Here is a 17,501-nt window from a genome sequence, read left to right on the forward strand (position 1 = left end):
ATGCGCTATGACTACATCATTGTCGGCGCCGGTTCGGCCGGCTCCGTGCTTGCGGCGCGCCTCACCGAAAGCGGCCAGCATTCGGTGCTGCTGCTCGAGGCAGGCGGCAAGGACGATTCGCTGTGGTTCAAGCTGCCGGTGGGCTTTGCGAAACTCTATTACGACGCCCGCTGCAACTGGATGTACCACTCCACGCCGCAGCCCAACCTGGACGGCCGTTGCCTGTATGCACCGCGTGGCAAGGTGCAGGGCGGCTCCGGCTCGATCAACGCGATGATCTACGTCCGTGGGCTGCCGAAGGATTTCGACGACTGGGCCGCGCAGGGCAATCCCGGCTGGAGCTTTGAGGAGGTGCTGCCGTTCTTCCGCCAGCTGGAAACCCACCCACGGGGGAACACGGCCTACCACGGCGGCGATGGCCCCATCCACATCACCCCCATGCGCGGCGCCACGCATGCGGTGACCGACGCCTTCCTGCGTGGCTGCGACGAGCTCGGCCTGCCCGCCTGCGATGACTTCAACGGCGGCCACGTGGACGGTGCCGGTGTCTATGACATCAACACCCGCAAGGGCCAGCGCTGCAGCAGCAGTGTCGGCTATCTGCAACCGGCGCTGGGCCGGAGCCAGCTGAGCATCGAGTATCACGCACAGGCGCAGCGGCTGCTGTTCAATGCGCAGGGGCGCGCCGAGGGCGTGGAGGTGGTCCAGCAGGGCGTGCGCCGATCCTTCCACGCGCGCCGCGAGGTGATCCTCGCTGCCGGTGCGGTGGACAGCCCCAAGCTGCTGCAGCTGTCCGGCATCGGCGATCCGGCCGCGCTGGCCCGGCAGGGCATCGCGGTGCGCCATGCGCTGCCGTCGGTGGGTGCGAACCTGCAGGACCATCTCTGCGCGAGTTACTACTACCGCGCCAACCAGCCAACGCTCAACGATGCCTTCCGTGGCTGGGGCTCACGCCTGCGGATGGGGCTGCAGTACGCGCTGCACCGCACCGGGCCGCTGGCGATGAGCGTGAACCAGGCCGGAGGATTCTTCCGTGGAACGCCCGGGCTGGCCACGCCGAACCTGCAGTTCTACTTCAATCCGTTGTCGTACCAGATCCCGAAGAACGGCAAGGCGCGCATCCAGCCTGAGCCCTATCCAGGTTTCCTGCTGTGCTTCAACCCGTGCCGCCCCACCAGCCGCGGCAGCATCCGGCTCGCCTCCGCCGATGCGGCCGACGCGGCGTTGATCGATCCCAACTATCTGGCCACCGCACATGATGTGGATGAAGTCCTGCAGGGCAGCCGTCTGATCCGCACGCTCATGATGACACCGGCCCTGCGCGCGGTCACCGTGGAGGAGGTGCTGCCGGGCGCAGCCGTCGCCGATGACGATGACGAGGCCCTGCTGGCGTATTTCCGCCAGAACTGCGGCTCGATCTACCACCTGTGCGGCAGCTGCGCGATGGGACCGGACCCGGCCACGGCCGTGGTGGACGCGCGCCTGCGCGTGCACGGCGTACCGGGGCTGCGGATCGTGGATGCGTCCATCTTTCCCAACGTCACCTCCGGCAACACCAATGCGGCGGTGATGATGGTGGCCGAAAAGGGCGCTTCGATGATCCTGGAAGATGCCATGCGGGGCGTGTGAGGGGCGCATCGGCCACGCCGGTGTGGCCGATGCCGTGCGCCCGCTCGCCGGAACGCCACGATGCGCTGACCGCCCTCGTAGGCCCCGATCACGCCACGCCGCTGAGGTGCTCGTAGAGGATCGTGCTGCCGATCAGGATCAGGATCACTCCACCGATCGTCTCGGCACGCTTGCCCACCAGACTGCCCAGCAGGCGCCCGAGCATGATGCCGGCGGTGACCATGGTCAGTGTGCACAGGCCGATGATGGCCGCCATGACCCCGATGTTGACGTCGAGGAAGGCAAGACCGATGCCTACGGCCATGGCATCGATGCTGGTGGCGAAACCGGTCAACGCCAGCTGCCAGAAACTGCCCGGGCGCGCGCCCTCTTCCTCGTCGTCGTCTTCCGGACGCAGGCCGTTGATGATCATGTGCAGCCCGAGCGCGCCGAGCAGGCCGAAGGCGATCCAGTGATCGTAGGCCTGCACATAATCGAGCGCGACACGACCGATCAGCCAACCGATGACCGGTGTGACCGCCTCGATGACACCGAAGATCAGCCCGGCGCGAAGGGCATCGACGAAGACCGGCCGTCGCATCGCCGCGCCCTTGCCGATCGCCGCAGCGAAGGCATCGGTGGACATGGCAAAGCCGATGAGGAGCATGGAAAGCGGAGACATCGCAGCAACTTCAGGCCGGGCGGGACGAGACACGGCCTGCGCCCGCGCCCAACCTTCGTTGCGCACGCAGACCGCTGGTCTCGCCAACCATCACTGGCTGCCCGCACCACGGCGCACTGGCCGAGCATGTTGACGCGGGCGCTTCCTTCTGCAGGAAACAGGCTACTCCCCAAGGGGACGCGCAGCTTAGCACCGGGTGGATGGCCCGTGGCGTCAGTTGGCCATCGCGCAGGCCAAGCTGCCTTTCATAGCCTGGGCTATGAGTGCACCAACGCTCGGCAGGGCGGCGTACTCATGGCGACCATCTGACCGGATGCGGGCTGGCGTGGTAGTCGTAGATGCCCAACAGCTCATAGCCTGCCTCGTTGCGCTTGTAGAGCACACGCCATCTGCCCCGGTCGCGGTCACCCTCGACCGAGGCATCGGAGGCGTAGCAGGCCTGTCCACGCAGTTTCACCATGTGTCCTTGCAACCGGCCGTGTTCCAGGTCGTCGATCAGCTCTTTCAGTTTCTGCAACGTGGGACTGTGTGGCGGCAGCTGATCCAGCTCACGCGAGAACCCCGCCGAGATGACCACCGTTCGGCACGGTCTTTGCGTCGCCCCGGGCTCGGCACCCTCGTTCGATCGCCGCGTCGGCGTGGCGCCCGGAGAGGCTCTGCCACTGCGTGCGATGCGCTGTACACGCACCACCGGCTCGGCGGACGGCAGATAGCAGTCCACCAGCGGTACCGGGTCGAGCGTCGCACTCGGCGCGACCGTCCATTCGCCCGCCGCGCAGGTCACGCGGAAAGAAGACGCCTCGCGCAGGGCATTGCCCAGCAGATCCAGGCGCACGAAGGGCAGACCCATCTCATGGAGAACGTCGCGGGGAGCCCGCCCTTCGACATTGATGGCCTGGTCCAGATCGGCCGGCGCCGCCGAACCGACGGCCACCATGTAGCGACTGCCCTCCTCCAGGCAGGTGATGATGCAACCCGCCTGGTGGGTGCAGTGACTGAGGTAGAACGCCTTGATGACGTTGTCCAGGATCTCGCTCTGCGGCAGGTTGCGCAGCTGGCAGTGCTGGCGGTAGCGCTGCACCTTCTCGTCCAGGCGGCGCTGCAGTTCGTCGTGGATCGTGCGTACGCGGGCGCGATCATCCATGCGCACGCCATACTGGTCGCAGAGCTCCCGCAGCGCGGGATAGGCCTGGAGCAGGCTTACGCGATGGGGATGCTGCGCACGATCCCAGCGCTCGCCCCGCGAGAGCAGCAGGGATGTTTCGCCCAGCAGTGCGCCGAGCACCAGCGCGGGCACCGGGGCGATGGCATTGGCCACCAGTCCCACCAGGCCGCCGAGGGTGGCGCCGATCACCAGCGCAAGCGGGCGGGCGGCCGGTGCGTCCATGTCCAGGTTGCGCACGCTGTGCAGCACGTGCCAGCCGGTGCTGGAGGGATGCCGGGCGGCGCAGGGATGGGGTGGCGCGGGCTGCGCGATGGCGGAAGCGTTCATGGAGCGCCTGCAATAACGTCGGGGGTATCATTTGATACTGCCCGGCGGCGCGACGACCATGAGCATTGTCCTAAACCGGCCCCCACCTCATCCGCGCAGCGTCGAGTACGCCGCCAGGAACGCCCGCAGCGAGGCCGGTTTGATCGGCTTGGTCAGCAGCCGATAACCCCTGTCACGCGCCTGTTTCTTCAGCTCGTCGCGTCCGTCGGCGGTGAGCAGCGCACCTGGCACGTCGCTGCCTGCCGCCTCGCGCAGCGCGACCAGCGTGTCCAGGCCGTTCATGCGGTCGTGCAGGTGGTAATCCACCAGCATCACGTCCGGGTGGTCGGCGACCCTTTCCAGTGCCTGGTCCACCGTGCTGGCTGTCAGCACCTGCACCTGCCAGCGTCCCAGCAGCGCGCGCATGCCGTCCAGGATCTCCTCGTCATTGTCCACGCACAGCACGCGCATGCCGGCCAGCGAATCATTGCGTGTCACCGGCAGCGTGGCCGCCTCCCCGGCCGCCACGCCCGGCACTCCCGCTACCCGTGGCAGGGTGATGGAGAACATCGAGCCGCTGCCGACGCGGCTGCGCGCGTTGAGGCGATGATCCAGCAGACGCGAGATACGCTGGCAGATCGAGAGGCCGAGCCCGAGCCCCTGCTCGCCCCAATCGAACGGCTGCTGATAGCGATGGAACTCATCGAAGATCTGCTGCATGTGGTGCTGCGGAATGCCTGGCCCGGTATCCCACACCTGCAGCTCCACTTCATCGCCGCGCTGCCGAACCGCCAGCACGATGCGGCCCTGCCGTGTATAGCGCAACGCGTTGGCGAGGAAGTTCTGCAGCACGCGCCGCAGCAGGCGACGGTCGCTGCACACCCAGGCCGGGCGCGCGAACAGATCAAGCCGCAGCCCACGCCCGGCCGCCACCGGTGAGTACTGCGCCGCCAACTCGCGCATCAGGGCGCTGGCATCGAACGCGCCGATCACCGGGTGCAGGCCACCGGCATCCAGGCGCGAGACATCCAGCAGGCCATCGAGCAGTTCCTCGGCGGCACGCAGCGAGGCATCCACGCGCTCGGCGAGGTGGCGCTGCTCCTCGTTGTTGGCGTGGCTCTCGCGCAGTGCCGAAGCGAACAGCCGTGCGGCGTTCAATGGTTGCAGCACGTCATGGCTGATCGCGGCCAGGAAACGCGATTTGGACTGCTGCGCGGTCTCGGCCGCGTGCGAGCGCTCGGCCACCCGCTGTTCGAGGGTTTCGTTGGCTTCCAGCAGCGCCTTCTCGGCATGCTTGTAATCGGTGATGTCGTTGTAGCTGGTGACATAGCCGCCCCCCGGCAACGCCTGGCCCCGCATCTCGATCACCTTGCCATCGCTGCGCGTGCGCTCGAACACGTGCGGTGAGCCGGCCCGCATGTAGCGGATGCGGCGGCTGATCTGCTGTTCGATGTCACCTTCTCCGAGCTCGCCGCGCTCGGCGTTGTAGCGGATCAGGTCGGCCACGGGGCGACCCACGTACAGCATGCCGTCGGGGTAGCCGAACATGTCCTGGTAACGGCGGTTCCACGCGGTCAGGCGCATGTCCGGATCGACCACGCTCACGCCTGCGCTGATGTTCTCCAGCGTGGTGGACAGGATCTCGCGGTTGAAGCGCAGTTCCTGGCCGGCTTCGTCCAGTACCGCCACCACCTCACCCAGGTCCATGCCCGAGCCGCGCAGCAGGCTGGTCAGCAGCAGGCGTGCCGATGCCGCGCCGATGGACGCGGCAAGCAGGCGTTCGGTGAACTGCACCCAGGAACGATCGGCCGGCACCTGGCTCTGCAACTCGCGCCCCAGCGACTGCGCCTGTTCGACGAACGAGCGCCGGGCGTGGCGCTCGCCGACCACGCGCGAGGCCAGCGCCAGCAGGTCACCCACGTGCACATGGCCGGGCCAGCCACTGCTCACCGAGGGGCGCTGCACGTAGGGGTCCAGGAACGGTGCGGCCCGCAGGCGTTCGTCCACGCCAGGGCGCCAGCGCGCGGAGACCAGCATCATCGTCGCCGCGTTGATCAACAATGACCAGAACGTGCCGTGGGTGAGCGGATCCCAGCCGCTCATGCCGAACAGCTGCTGCGGCCGCAGCCACGTCACCCCGAACGGCCCGTGGAACAGCCAGCCGGCGTCCATCCACCCGGCCTGGGTCAGCGCGGGAAGCAGCAGCGTATAGATCCACGTACCGAAACCGAGCACGATGCCGGTTTCCACGCCGCGGCGGCTGGCACCGCGCCAGTACAGGCCGCCGATCAGTCCGGGCGCGAACTGCGCCACGGCGGCGAAAGCCATCAGGCCATAGGAGGCCAGCGAATTGTCGTTGCCGCTGCTGCGGTAGTAGCTGTACGCCATCAGGGCCAGCAGCAGGATCGCCAGCCGACGGATCCACAGCACCCGTGAGGCCACGTCCGCCGCATGCTCATGGTTGCGCCGCCGGCGCAGCAGCAGTGGCATCACCAGGTCGTTGCTGATCATCGTCGCCAGTGCGATGGACGAGACGATCACCATGCCGGTGGCGGCCGAGAACCCGCCGATGTAGGCCACCAGCGCCAGCACGTTGCGGCCCTCGTGCAGCGGCAGCGCCAGCACCATGGAGTCGTTGGCCACCGTGCCATCGGTTCCGAACAGGGTCATGCCGGCGGTGGCGATGGGCATCACCATGGCCGAGATCAGCACCAGGTAGCCGCCGAACATCCAGCGCGCGCGGCGGACATCACGCACATCCCCGCACTCCACCACCGCCACGTGGAACTGGCGCGGCAGGCAGATCAGGGCCAGGAAGCTGAGCAGGGTCTGGGAGATGAAGCCCACCGGCGGCAGCGCGGTGAACAGCGCATGTGTCGAGGCGACCACCGCATCGGTGCGCTCGCTGAGCCAGACATAGGCGAAGACGCCCACGGCCACCATGGCCAGCAGCTTGATCACCGACTCCAGCGCGATGGCCAGCATCATGCCGTGGTGGTGCTCGGTGGCATCCACCTGGCGGGTGCCGAACAAGGTGGCGAACAGGGCCATCAGCAGGGCCACGTACAGCGCTGGATCACTGAAGAAGCCGGTGGGCCCGTGATCGCCGGTCAGCACCTGCAGGCTCATCGCCACGGCTTTGTACTGCAATGCCAGATAGGGCACCACGCCGACCAGCGCGATGATCGCCACCAGCGCGGCCAGCCGCCGTGAGCGCCCGAAGCGCGAGGACATGAAGTCGGCGATGGAGACCACGTTCTGGCTGCGCGCGATGAGCGCCAGGCGTTCGATGATGCGCCACCCGAACAGCATCATCAGCAGTGGCCCGATGTAGATCGGCAGGTAGCCGAAGCCGCTGCGGACGGCCGTGCCCACGGCCCCGTAGAACGTCCACGAGGAGCAGTACACCGCCAGCGCCAGGCTGTAGACCACCGGTCGCAGCCATGGGCGGTCGGGGTACATCGGGCGTCGGTCACCCCACCAGGCCACCCCGAACAGCAGGGCGGCGTAGGCAACGGACACCAGCAGGAGGATCCAGCTCGACACCGGGCGAAGGTTCCGCGGGGCGGGAAGGCTGACAGTGTAGTCGTGATCGACCGGATGCGGCGGTGGCCGCGTGCTGGAAACCCGGACGTGAAGGCTCGCCTGCCTTCAGGTTTCGCGCAGGCAGGCGGCGGAGCAAGGTGACTGCGACGCGTGAGCGCTTTCCAGATCGACACGTGCCGCTTTCAAGGCAAGCGTAGCGGTCCAGCTACGACCGGAAAGGCAGTAAGATCATGTTCACCCCCCCTTTGCGTCCGACCCCTCAGCTCACCCCGACGCCGCTCGATCCGACAGGTCGGTCGATGCCTCGGCGGTCGGAGCGCATCCGGATCGATCCCAAGCACATCGCCAATGGGCAGCTGGACCCCTCCGGCGGCAGCGCTGTTCCACCCATCGCTTCCCCCCGCCGGCATTTGATCGCTGAACTGATGCGGGAACTGGGCACCACCGCATGGGCCGAGACGCAGGCCGCCTGCAGCCCGGCATCGCGACGGCAGGCGATCGCGGCGAAGGTGGCCGACTGCATCCTCGCTGTGACTGCCCACGGTGGTCCCACGATTACCGACGTGCGCATCGTCGATTACAGCGACACCGTCTGGGTCATGGGGTGGTCCGCTGATTCCCCGCTGCCCTTGTGCAGGTCGCACAGAGGCGGTGAGAGCGGCTGGAACCCTTCCAATCCGCTTTCACTGCCGGAACCTGCCGCACCGGACTATACCCGCGCCCCGTTGCGCCTGCGGCTCATGGAGATCGCCCCCGAGGCCTTCGATGCAGACCTGCCGACACCGCCGCCCAGCACGGCTGGGGTGGCCGTCGGCTACTCCTTCGGCACGCCCATTTCCTGCAGCAGTGCCGGTGCCGGATACACCTTGGCCAGCAGCCAGCGCAGGTAGCGCATGTCCACGTGCACGGCACGCTTGTAGCGCGGGTCGAACCACCAGCTGGCGCTGACCGACTCCCAGTTGCTGTCGAAGTTCAGACCGATCAGTTCGCCCTTGGCGTTGAGCACCGGCGAGCCGGAATTGCCACCGGTGGTGTCCAGGTTGGTCAGGAAGTTCACCGTCTGGGTCTTCAGCGCCGGGTCGGCGGTGCTGCCGAAATCTCCCCTGGCGATGGCGGCCAGCAGGGGCGCCGGTGCATCGAAGGGATAGGCGCCGGTGTTCTTCTCCACGATGCCGGCCACGGTGGTGACCGGATCGAAACGCACTGCGTCTCGAGGCTGCAGCGCTTCCACGGTGCCGTAGCTCACGCGCAGGGTGCGGTTGGCGTCCGGATAGACCGCACGCCCCTGCTGCGCGCGCCAGTCGAACAGCGCCTGCATGTAGGCCGGCCGCAGGCGCAGCTGCTCGCCATCGCGGGCCTTCTTCTCATCTTCGATCCGTCGCTGCGCCGCCACCAGCGGACCCGCCAGGTCGAGCAGCGGATCGGCGGCCAGCGGCCGGCCTTCGCGCGCGGCGGCCAGCCGTGACAGCCGCTCCTGTTCATCGCCCAGGCGGGTGCGCGCGTACAGGCCGTCCAGCGCCTGGGCCAGGGCCTGGGGCGTGCGTCCGAACGCAGCATCGAATTCGGGGACGCGCTGCGCGTCGGGCAACTGCTGGTAACGCGTCAGCAGCGTCTTCAGCAACGCCTTCTCCACGGCCGGCGCGTAACGTCGCTGCACCTGCTTGAGCACCCCTTCGATCAGCGCCTGGTCACGCTGCTGGAAGCCGGTCTCGCGCTGTGCATCCGGCTTGGCCGATTCGATGCGCAGGCGCTCCAGCAGCAGGGCCGAACGCAGCAGCTGCGACTGTGCCGCCAGCTGGTCGAGCAGCAGATCGCGCTCGCCCACGCTCGCCCCCTGTCCGAGGCCGGCCAGCAGGGCCTGGATGTCGGCGCGATGACGTGCATCGGCCGTGGCCAGCATGGCCTGCTCGTCCTGGGCACGCTGCGCCTTCGCATCGCTGCGCAGCAGCCCTTCCAGCTCGCCTGCCGCGCGCTTGCGGTTGTTCTTCAGCGACTGCAGCTGCGAGGCATAGCGGGTGCGCGCCTGCGCATCCTCGCGCGTGGCCGCTTCGATGGTGTCGATCATCTGCTGGAACAGCGCGACGCGGCGCGGCAGCACGCTGTCGATCTGGCTGGCGAACTCGGCCGCGGTGCGGTGGCGGTAGGTGATGCCCGGGTAGCCGGCAAGCATCGCGAAATCGCCGGCCTTCGGCCCTTCCAGCGACATCTTCAGATGCGCCGGGGGATGGTAGGGCACATTGTCCGGACTGTACGCGGCAGGTTTGCCGTCCTTGCCCACATACGCGCGCAGCAGAGTGAAATCCCCGGTGTGGCGCGGCCACATGAAGTTGTCGATCTCATCGCCGTAATTGCCGATCGCCCGTGGCGGGGCATAGACCAGCCGCACATCGCTCAGCTCGAGCTGCGAGATGCGGTAGAAATCGGTGCCGTAATACATGTCCGCCACCGAGCACCGGACCTCGCCGCTGCGCTCGCAGTCGGCCACGATCTGCTTGCTCGCCGCATCCACCGCATCGAAGTAGGCGCGACCGGTCTTGCCCCTGGCCTGCGCCAGCACCTGGTCGGTGACCTTGTCGAAGCCCACCGTCACCAGCACGCGGAAGTCCGGGTTGGACGGACGTTCGTCCGCGCGGCCCGCTGCGATGAAGCCCTCGTTGATGAAGTCGTGCCCGGAACCACTGTTGTACTGGATCACGCCCATGGCCACGTGGTGGTTGGTCAGCAGCAGGCCGTCGCCGGACACGAACGATCCGGTGCCGCCGCCCGCCCGCACCACCGCGCTCAGCGGTGCCGCAGTGACGTCGGCCAGGTCGCGGGGCGCGCCCCTGAACCCGGCGGCCTTGAGCGGCTTGGCCAGCTCGGGCAGCTGCGTGGGCATCCACATGCCCTCATCGGCATGGGCGGCAGCGGACAGCGTCAGGCCCAGGGCGAGCGCGGCGGGAAGGACGTTACGTACGGGCATGGGCGGTTCCGGTGGTGCAGTGGCAGGAGCCGACCTTAGCCGCTGCCGTCCAGGACGGCAACGGCTCCCCCCATCGCGGATCTTCGCTTCGGACCCGGAGCGAGCACCTCAGTCCTGCTGCAACTTCACCACCACCCGATCAAAGTGTTCCCAGGTCTTCCAGTCACTGACCCAGACCTCGTTCGTCCCGTCTTCGCCCTGATCGATGACAACGTGGGCAAAGCGCGAATCTTCGCGGGTCGCGCCGGGCTCGTACAGGTAATAGATCGCCGGGTCGGTCGGTCGCCAGGCAAAAACGCAGGCCCGGGGCAGGCGTCGCAGCCGGGGTTGCGAGTCGACGACTACCTCGGCCAACGGGCCACGGACCTCACTGTCCGGGCGCAGCCGGGCCGTTTCCAGCAGCGCATCCAGTTCGCGCTGTGTTTCGCCGGGCCGCCCCGGCACGACCACCTCCGGATCGACGAACGCCACGTTACGCAGGTCCTCCAGCGTGGCTTGGGACGGGGCATTCACCGGGGATGACGGTCCGGACGGACCTGGGACAATGCTGATCATGGCGTTTGCTGCTCCTCATTCGTAGACGTTGGTGCTGTGGCCTGTTGCATCCCAGGTACGAGGGGGATGGTCGTATTGATGCGCATACCAGGCCTGCGTGGCGAGCTCGGTCATTTCAGCATCGGTCTTCCGGGCCTGCTGCCACTGTCCGCGCATGGCCTCGATGTAGGACTGCCGCCACTGGGCCTGCGCGTCGATGCGCGCCCTCTGATCAGCGAAGGCGCTCTGCACGCGGATCTGGAGATTGGGGAAAAGGTTCTGCAACGCACGCAGGCGCCGGTCGCAGCTGGTCTGGCATGGGTCCATATCGGTAAACAACGCGATTCGCCCCCGCACGTCGGGATCCGGCCTCAGCGCACCGCTCTGGAGACGAGCGTAGCCGTCGCTGCTGCGCATTTCACGGGCAGAGGACGAGTGCGTGGCCAAGGCATCGAGCAGGCCATCAAGGAATTTTCCTTCAGCACACGAACGCACGTCATAAGCACGGTACGTACCAGGCTTGAGCTTTTCCAGGTTTTTCTGCATCAGTACGGGCTTGCCGGCGCCGAAGAAAACCCTCAGGGGCTCTGGCACCTGGTTGGGCTGCACCTTGGCCAGTTCGGTATCCGTCATCTCCGTGATTTTCTTCCTCGACTTTCCAATCGGCATGTCCAGGGCGGCCTGGGTCACCTCGACCAGATCGCCCCGGGTGCCCTCCGTCCTGGCGATTCCATCCGCACCGAACGCGTAGTGTTCAGGCATCACGCCGCGCAGGACCCCACTCGTCGCTGCGCCACCTTCGACGGGCACCAGCAGGGTGGTCAAGGGTGCGCCGGGCAGCATGCCGTCCAGCCGGAAACTACCACTGACCGTGCTCCCCTGGGCAATTCCGGGCGGCAGCTGGATCGCGACCCCGTTCACCTGCATGCCCTCTGTTTTCCAGCTTGCGAAGTTCGCATTGCTGAGCGCGGTCCTGGTTTTCCTGTCGAGGTTCAGCGCGCCTGAATCGACCTTTTTCCAGATGTCCGCCGTGGTGGTCCTGTGCTGTGCCAGCACATCCTCGCTCGCGCTGATCAGTACCGGATCGGTGGGGGGCTGTTTGACCGGTGCCGGGCACGGGAGATCAACCGGCGTGCGCTTTTTCCTCCGCCCGCTGGTAATGCTGCGAACGATGCAGCTGCGTCCCAGTGCAGTCACGCTCAGCTGCTCGGCCACGTGCTGACGCAGCGTGGCCGGCGCAGGTATCGCCTGCCTTGCAGCGTCGGGCAATCGCGGGTGGATGCAGGCCTGCCACGACGTGCAGGCGGTGGCGGAACCCGGCGGGTACATCGTGCCCGCCTCGTCGATGCGCATGCACTCGCGGGTCCGGCCATCATGCACGTAGTGCAGGATCTGGCCCCTGCCCGGCTCTCCCCGGATGCTCCAGCGTACATAGGGCATCAGCTCGCCGAGCTGTGTCTGCAGGGTGGTCAGGTGAGCCAGGCTGTCAGCCCGGCCATCGAGCAGGTCCTCGCGCACCTTGCGCGCGTTGCGCTGCGCGAGGAGCTCGCTGACCAGGCCATCGGTCCGGGTATTGAACTGCCCTGCGCGTGCAGCCTGCGCCACCCCGGGGTCCTGCTGGACCAGATGCCGGGCCTCCCGCCGGGTCAGCGCCGGGTATTGCTGCTGCAGCGCATCGGCGGGGGGGTGCAGCGGATCGGCATGATGCGCCTGCCAGCGTCGCCACCCCCGCGCGGCCTGCCCCTGATCCGCGGCGAACTGGGCAGCGAGCTCGTGCCTGACCGCGGTCATGACCGGGTCCCACGCGCTGTCTGGCGGCAGCCCCAGCTGGCTGGCGACCTTGGACACGCCCACGGTTTCAACGACCTTTTCCAGCGAAGGCAGGCCGTGGCCCGGCGGAACCGCGATGCTGACGCCGATGTCCGCGTAGCCGAACACCGGTCCAATGGCCCCCCCTTGGTTGCGTGTCGAGGCGGTATAGACCTGGAGGCCCTGCTGCTGGCCGAGCCGGGGTGAGCGGCACCAGGCCGTCAACACGGCCGGCATGTCCGTTGGCAGGCCGATGCTCCCGGGGTCTTCAGTCATCTGCCTGATGCGCGTTGCAATCATCGCCTCCTCCACGCGCCCTGCCAGATCCGGAATCGAATGCACTTTTCCGCTGCCCAGTCCAAAGGCCGCGGAAAGGCGCGTCTGGTCGGCGGCGTCCAGCAGCGCGTAGGCGGGCACGTCGGCCACGGTCACCGGCAGTGCGGCCGTCGGCGGCGTGGTCCGCAGGTGCCAGTGTTCGGGTACGGCATCCTGCCGGCGCCATTTGCCTGCGCTGTAGGTCACCGGCGCACCCGGTGCGCCCGCCCGTTGCGCGTGCGCCACACGTCGGACGCCATGTTCGTCGACGATCGTCTCGGCAAAGCCACCGTCGGCGGTCGCCACAAAGGTGCGGCCGTCCTGGATCACCTCGGTCGCTCCGTCGCGCCCACGCCGCGTGATCGCCGGCAGGTGGCCCAGCAGGCCGGCAGAAGACACCAGCACCCCGTGGACATCGAAGCTGGCGGCCTGCGCGCCCACGTCGAGCAGCATCTCGGCGGCATCGAGCATGTTTGACACGACGCGTCGATTCGCATGGAACAGCATGCGGGCGATGCCTGATGGTCCCAGCAGGCCCAGGGTTCCCGCGCCGGCGCCCAGCAGCTCACCCAGCGCGCGCCCGAGCTCGCCACGCTCCAGCGCCTCGGTGCCGTCGCGGAAGCCCTGGAGCACCCAGCCCGCGCTGGCCACCGTGCACAGTGCCGTGCCAAGCCCGCCCGTCGCCAGGGTGCACACGCCCATCGTCGCCAGGCCCGCTCCCACCGTGAGCCACTCCTCCAGCGTCATGTCGCCCTGCGTGGCGAGTGCGACCGCATTGGCCTCCAGCTTCTGCAGCCACTGCCCGGCGGCCGCGGCAGGTGTGTGACGTCCTTGGCAACCCACGTCGATGCCGACGCTCGCGCGCCTGCGCGTCAGGATCCCTGCCAGGTCGGCATGCGTGTCAAAGGCCGCACGCCGCTGCAGGAAGGATTCGGCGCGGTCGTAGTCGTCAGCGATGAACGCCTGGAACTGGGCGGTGTCCATCAACTGGTCGCCGTTGGGACCGGACAGCACGATGACGTAGGGTTCCTGCGCCGTGCGCAGGGCCCAGAGCCCTTCGACAGCAACGCCACCCAGCGTCACCACTGACAGCGAAGGCTCTGCACCGTCCAGGCGCGCGTAGGCGTCCAGCAGCGCTGCGCGTTTCTCCGGCTGCAGGTTGCCGTCCGCTGCGGTGGCGCGTTCGATCAGGGCACGCGTGCGCCACCGCAGGCTGTCAGCCATGGCGCGTTGCAGTGTGAGACCCTCGGGCTGTGTCCTGAAACGGGCCAGGTAGGTGCGGTACGCAGCCAGGGGCCGTCCTTCGCCGACCAGGGCGCGCATGCCATAGCACAGCTGTGTCAGATAGAGGGGCGTGTTGAGCAGTGCCGTCGTGGTTGCATCAGGTTCCAGGGCACCGCTGGCGGTGGTGCTGAACACCTCGACCTGCATGCCTTCGATCACCGTCCTGTCAGGGAAGATCCTGCCGGTGCCGTCCTGGGGTCCGTGCTGTTTCCAGCCGTGGGTCGCCCACCAGGCCAGGTCTTCGTATTTTCCGCCGAAGCCGAGCATCACCCGGTGCTGCGGGCCAAGCAGTCCGGCCTGTCCTGTCGCCCTTTCGTGGAACGTGTTGAACACGTCCAGGCTCATCGGGCGCGCCACGTCCTCCCAGCTGGAAAGCGCGCTCTGCGCGGCGGCCACCGCCTGCGTTGCCCGCGCCGCCTGGCGCCCGATCGGCGTCCACTGCGCGGCGCCTTGCGCGTGCAGGTCGCGTGCCACCGCCGCTGCATGCAGCGCGTCCTGCGTGGCGGCCTGGCGTGCCCAGTGATCGAAACGGTGGCCCGCCGCTGGCGGTGGGTCGAAGTCGAACTGCAGGTGGTCCTGCCGCGACCACTCCGGCGGACGCCCAGGGTAAGGCGCCCCGCTCTGCGCCGTGCGCAGCAGGGACCGCGAACCCGGTGGCGCGGCGGCCAGGACGTCGGCCCGCAGATCTTCGCGCACGGCCAGCTCCTGCCCGCCGCGCCTGGCGTTGATGAAGCTGTGGAAGGCGTAGTCGTCGGCGAAGGTGTTCATGCTGCGGTCGGACGCGCGGTAGACCACGATCTGTCCACGACGGTGGCTGTCAGGATCGGAGTGGCCGCTTCGCAGTACCAGATAGCCCGGCAACCGGAAGGCATCCGGTGCCACGCCGGCAGGCAGGCGCAGTCCATCGGCTGCGAGGCCTTCGTAGACCAGCGCGCCCTGTTCGATGTGGGGATCGCCGTTGATGAAGCCCAGCACGATCTCGGCGCCGCGCAGATACGACTGGCCACCACTGCCCAGCTGGCCACGCGCCTTGGACTCCAGCGCCGCGCGCTTGAAGCGTGCCTTAACCTTGTCGACCATCACGCTGTCGACCACCGGCGCCCGCGTCGTCGCGCCGGGCAGGTCGCGGCACGCGGGCGATTCGATTACCGCGGTGAGCGTACGCTCCTCGTCCGCCGTCAGCGGCATGCCGTTGCGGCTGAACAGGCGCAGGCCCGCGTGCCCTGGCCGGTACAGGCAGTATTCCAGCAGTGGAAGCTGCTCACGGTACGGCTGTCCATCGATATGGGCGCCTGGCACTTCCACCCGGAGGTCGTCCCAGGGCCCGGTCCACCCGCCCGCCCGCAGGCTGGCCTCCAGCTGCGCGGTGGCGCCAGGATGCTGCTGTACCTGCACGGCGTGCAGCCGTTCCAGCTCGATGTGCTGGGTGAGCCACAGACGTTGCTCGGCGGACGTCAACGCGCTCAACCAGGCGTATGCGGGCCGCTTGGCGAAGCTGGACAGCAGGGCCTCTTCCACCGCGTGGCGGCTGATGACACAGGTGTCCTCGATCTCCCCGGTCGCCTGTGTCTGCACCACCTGCGGTGCCGATGCGTGACGTCGCGAACGGTGGTGTGAGGTCACCGAGGGCGGCGGGGTGTGCTCCACGTCCCACTGACTTGCCCAGCTGCCGTCGGGCAGCGCCACGATGGTGCTTTCGCGCTGCTGCAGGTCACGCAGCGCGGCGGGGGTGGGATCGTCGGTGGCCTGCTCAACCGGTGCCGTGGTGTCCTTCGTGCCTGCCCATGCGCTTCGAACGGCGGCCAACGCGCCGGCACCCACCATCAGCGCGACCGCACCACCGATCGCCCCCGCCAACGACCCCTGCCGCGCCACGCCCTGCTGCTGTGCGGCAGCCACCGCGAGGGTCGGCAGCAGCGCTGCCGTGACCGCTGTATCCCGGGTGGCCGCCGGCGAAGCGGCTGCACGCTGCGGCTGTACGGCGGGGAGTTCCTCGGGCGGCCGTGTTCCACTCCGGCGCAGGTTGCCGATCGATCCAAGCGCGTGGGTCACTGTGGCGGCGCAGGACCGCCACAGGGACGCGGGCGACGCTGCACCGGATGCCTCGGCCGGCGCCGGTTCGCTGGCGGGGTCCGGGGGAAGGCCCTGGAACAGGACAGCACAGGTGGTGGGGTCGGCGACCAGAGCGCTGCCCTGTACAGGAGCCTGCCCGCCCAGCCGCTGGAGGAGTTCGGCGAGATGATCACCCATGTCATTGGACAACGACTGGCAGACCGGCGTGCCTGCGTCCGGACCGGCCAGCCGGCTCTGCAGAAGGCGGGACACCTCCGCATAGGCGCGCGCGACCGGCGTTGCCTGGCCGCGCGTGGCCTCGGCACATTCGATCAGTCCCGTGATCGTGACCTCATCGCGCTGTCCTGCTGCCCTCGCATCATCCAGGAACTGTTTGATGGCCTGGAAGGCGACATACCGGTCCTTGAGTGCCTGGTCCGCCACGACCGGGGGCTCGGGCGTGGCGAAGGCCGCACCCAGCTGGGCATTGGCCCGCAACGCGTGCATGAAGGACTGGGGAAGCCGCAGCAGCCGTTGTGCATGATCGCCGTCCACATCGCCCGCGGCGCCATACAGCGCCCACAGACCCGTTGCGATGGCTAGTGCCGCACAGGCGGGAAGTGAGTGCGGCGTGCATCCCTGTTCCAGCTCGGACAGCGTCTGGTGCGACGATGCGATGAGGTCACGCAGCGTCTCGGGCAGTGCACTCACCAGCTGGTCGATCTGCGCTATTGAACGCAGCGGCGGCAGCAAGGCCTGCCATGGAACCAGCTGCAAGGCCGCCAACGCAGCGGGCCAACGGCCACGCGCCAGGTGCGGCAGGACGCTGCTCGCCATCTGCGCGACAAGGGTCGCCAGCCGCGCCTGGGGGCCGAAGCATGCGCTGGCTGCGCCGTGCACAGCGGACCAGGGTATGCCGCCCAGCAGTGCATCGGCCAGGGGCCTGTGCAGCGGCGGATCGAAGCCGCCGTTTCGCTGGCGATCGACGACGGCCTGGTGCAGGCGTTCCTTGACCGCAGGCCACGCGCTGGCAGGTGTGGTGGCCCTGGCACGTACCGCGAGCGCGGTGAATTCACCGACAGGAAAGCCATCTGCGTTGCGCAGGTTGCTGAGCAGTGCCGGGATGAAGATTTCCTGCGGTGTGCCCTTGAGTACGGCGTCGAGCGCCGCTTTCTCTTCGTGCGGGCAGCGGGCAACGTTCACCGACCCCGACGGTCGAGTGGAGGCATGGACTGGCA

8 protein-coding genes are annotated in these 17,501 nt (G+C 68.1%); 2 read left to right on the forward strand and 6 right to left on the reverse strand.

Features of this window, described 5'->3' with window-relative positions; genetic code table 11:
- Entirely contained in the window at window positions 1–1,629 is a 1,629-nt protein-coding gene (locus tag FHY09_RS15935) for a GMC family oxidoreductase N-terminal domain-containing protein (protein WP_166927894.1), read from the forward strand.
- An 88-nt stretch (window positions 1,630–1,717) separates the two neighbouring features.
- Here FHY09_RS15935 and FHY09_RS15940 read toward each other — a convergent pair whose 3' ends face one another.
- The 3 genes from FHY09_RS15940 to FHY09_RS15950 form a co-directional block, all read right to left on the reverse strand.
- The gene (locus FHY09_RS15940; RefSeq protein ID WP_166927895.1) at window positions 1,718–2,290 is read right to left on the reverse strand and encodes a manganese efflux pump MntP; all 573 of its coding nucleotides are present in this window, start codon (window positions 2,288–2,290) and stop codon (window positions 1,718–1,720) included.
- A 292-nt stretch (window positions 2,291–2,582) separates the two neighbouring features.
- Entirely contained in the window at window positions 2,583–3,782 is a 1,200-nt protein-coding gene (locus FHY09_RS15945; protein WP_166927896.1) for a hypothetical protein, read from the reverse strand.
- Between the two features lie 87 nt (window positions 3,783–3,869).
- On the reverse strand, window positions 3,870–7,307 hold the full coding sequence (locus FHY09_RS15950) for a hybrid sensor histidine kinase/response regulator (RefSeq protein WP_166927897.1): 3,438 nt from the start codon (window positions 7,305–7,307) through the stop codon (window positions 3,870–3,872).
- Window positions 7,308–7,537: 230 nt separating this feature from the next.
- Here FHY09_RS15950 and FHY09_RS15955 point away from each other — a divergent pair, with 230 nt between their 5' ends.
- A complete protein-coding gene (locus FHY09_RS15955) occupies window positions 7,538–8,197 on the forward strand; it encodes a hypothetical protein (protein WP_166927898.1) in 660 nt (219 codons plus the stop codon).
- Here the strand turns inward: FHY09_RS15955 and FHY09_RS15960 are convergent.
- The 3 genes from FHY09_RS15960 to FHY09_RS15970 all read right to left on the reverse strand — a co-directional run bounded on the left by FHY09_RS15960 (window position 8,122) and on the right by FHY09_RS15970 (window position 17,466).
- Window positions 8,122–10,269: a S46 family peptidase gene (locus FHY09_RS15960; protein WP_166927899.1), complete on the reverse strand. Its 2,148-nt coding sequence runs from the start codon at window positions 10,267–10,269 to the stop codon at window positions 8,122–8,124. The two genes, FHY09_RS15955 and FHY09_RS15960, sit on opposite strands and share 76 nt — an antisense overlap.
- 108 nt (window positions 10,270–10,377) lie before the next feature.
- A complete protein-coding gene (locus FHY09_RS15965) occupies window positions 10,378–10,824 on the reverse strand; it encodes a hypothetical protein (protein WP_166927900.1) in 447 nt (148 codons plus the stop codon).
- Between the two features lie 15 nt (window positions 10,825–10,839).
- Entirely contained in the window at window positions 10,840–17,466 is a 6,627-nt protein-coding gene (locus FHY09_RS15970; RefSeq protein WP_166927901.1) for a hypothetical protein, read from the reverse strand.
- Between the last annotated feature and the right edge of the window lie 35 nt (window positions 17,467–17,501).

The organism is Xanthomonas sp. 60 (assembly GCF_011761925.1).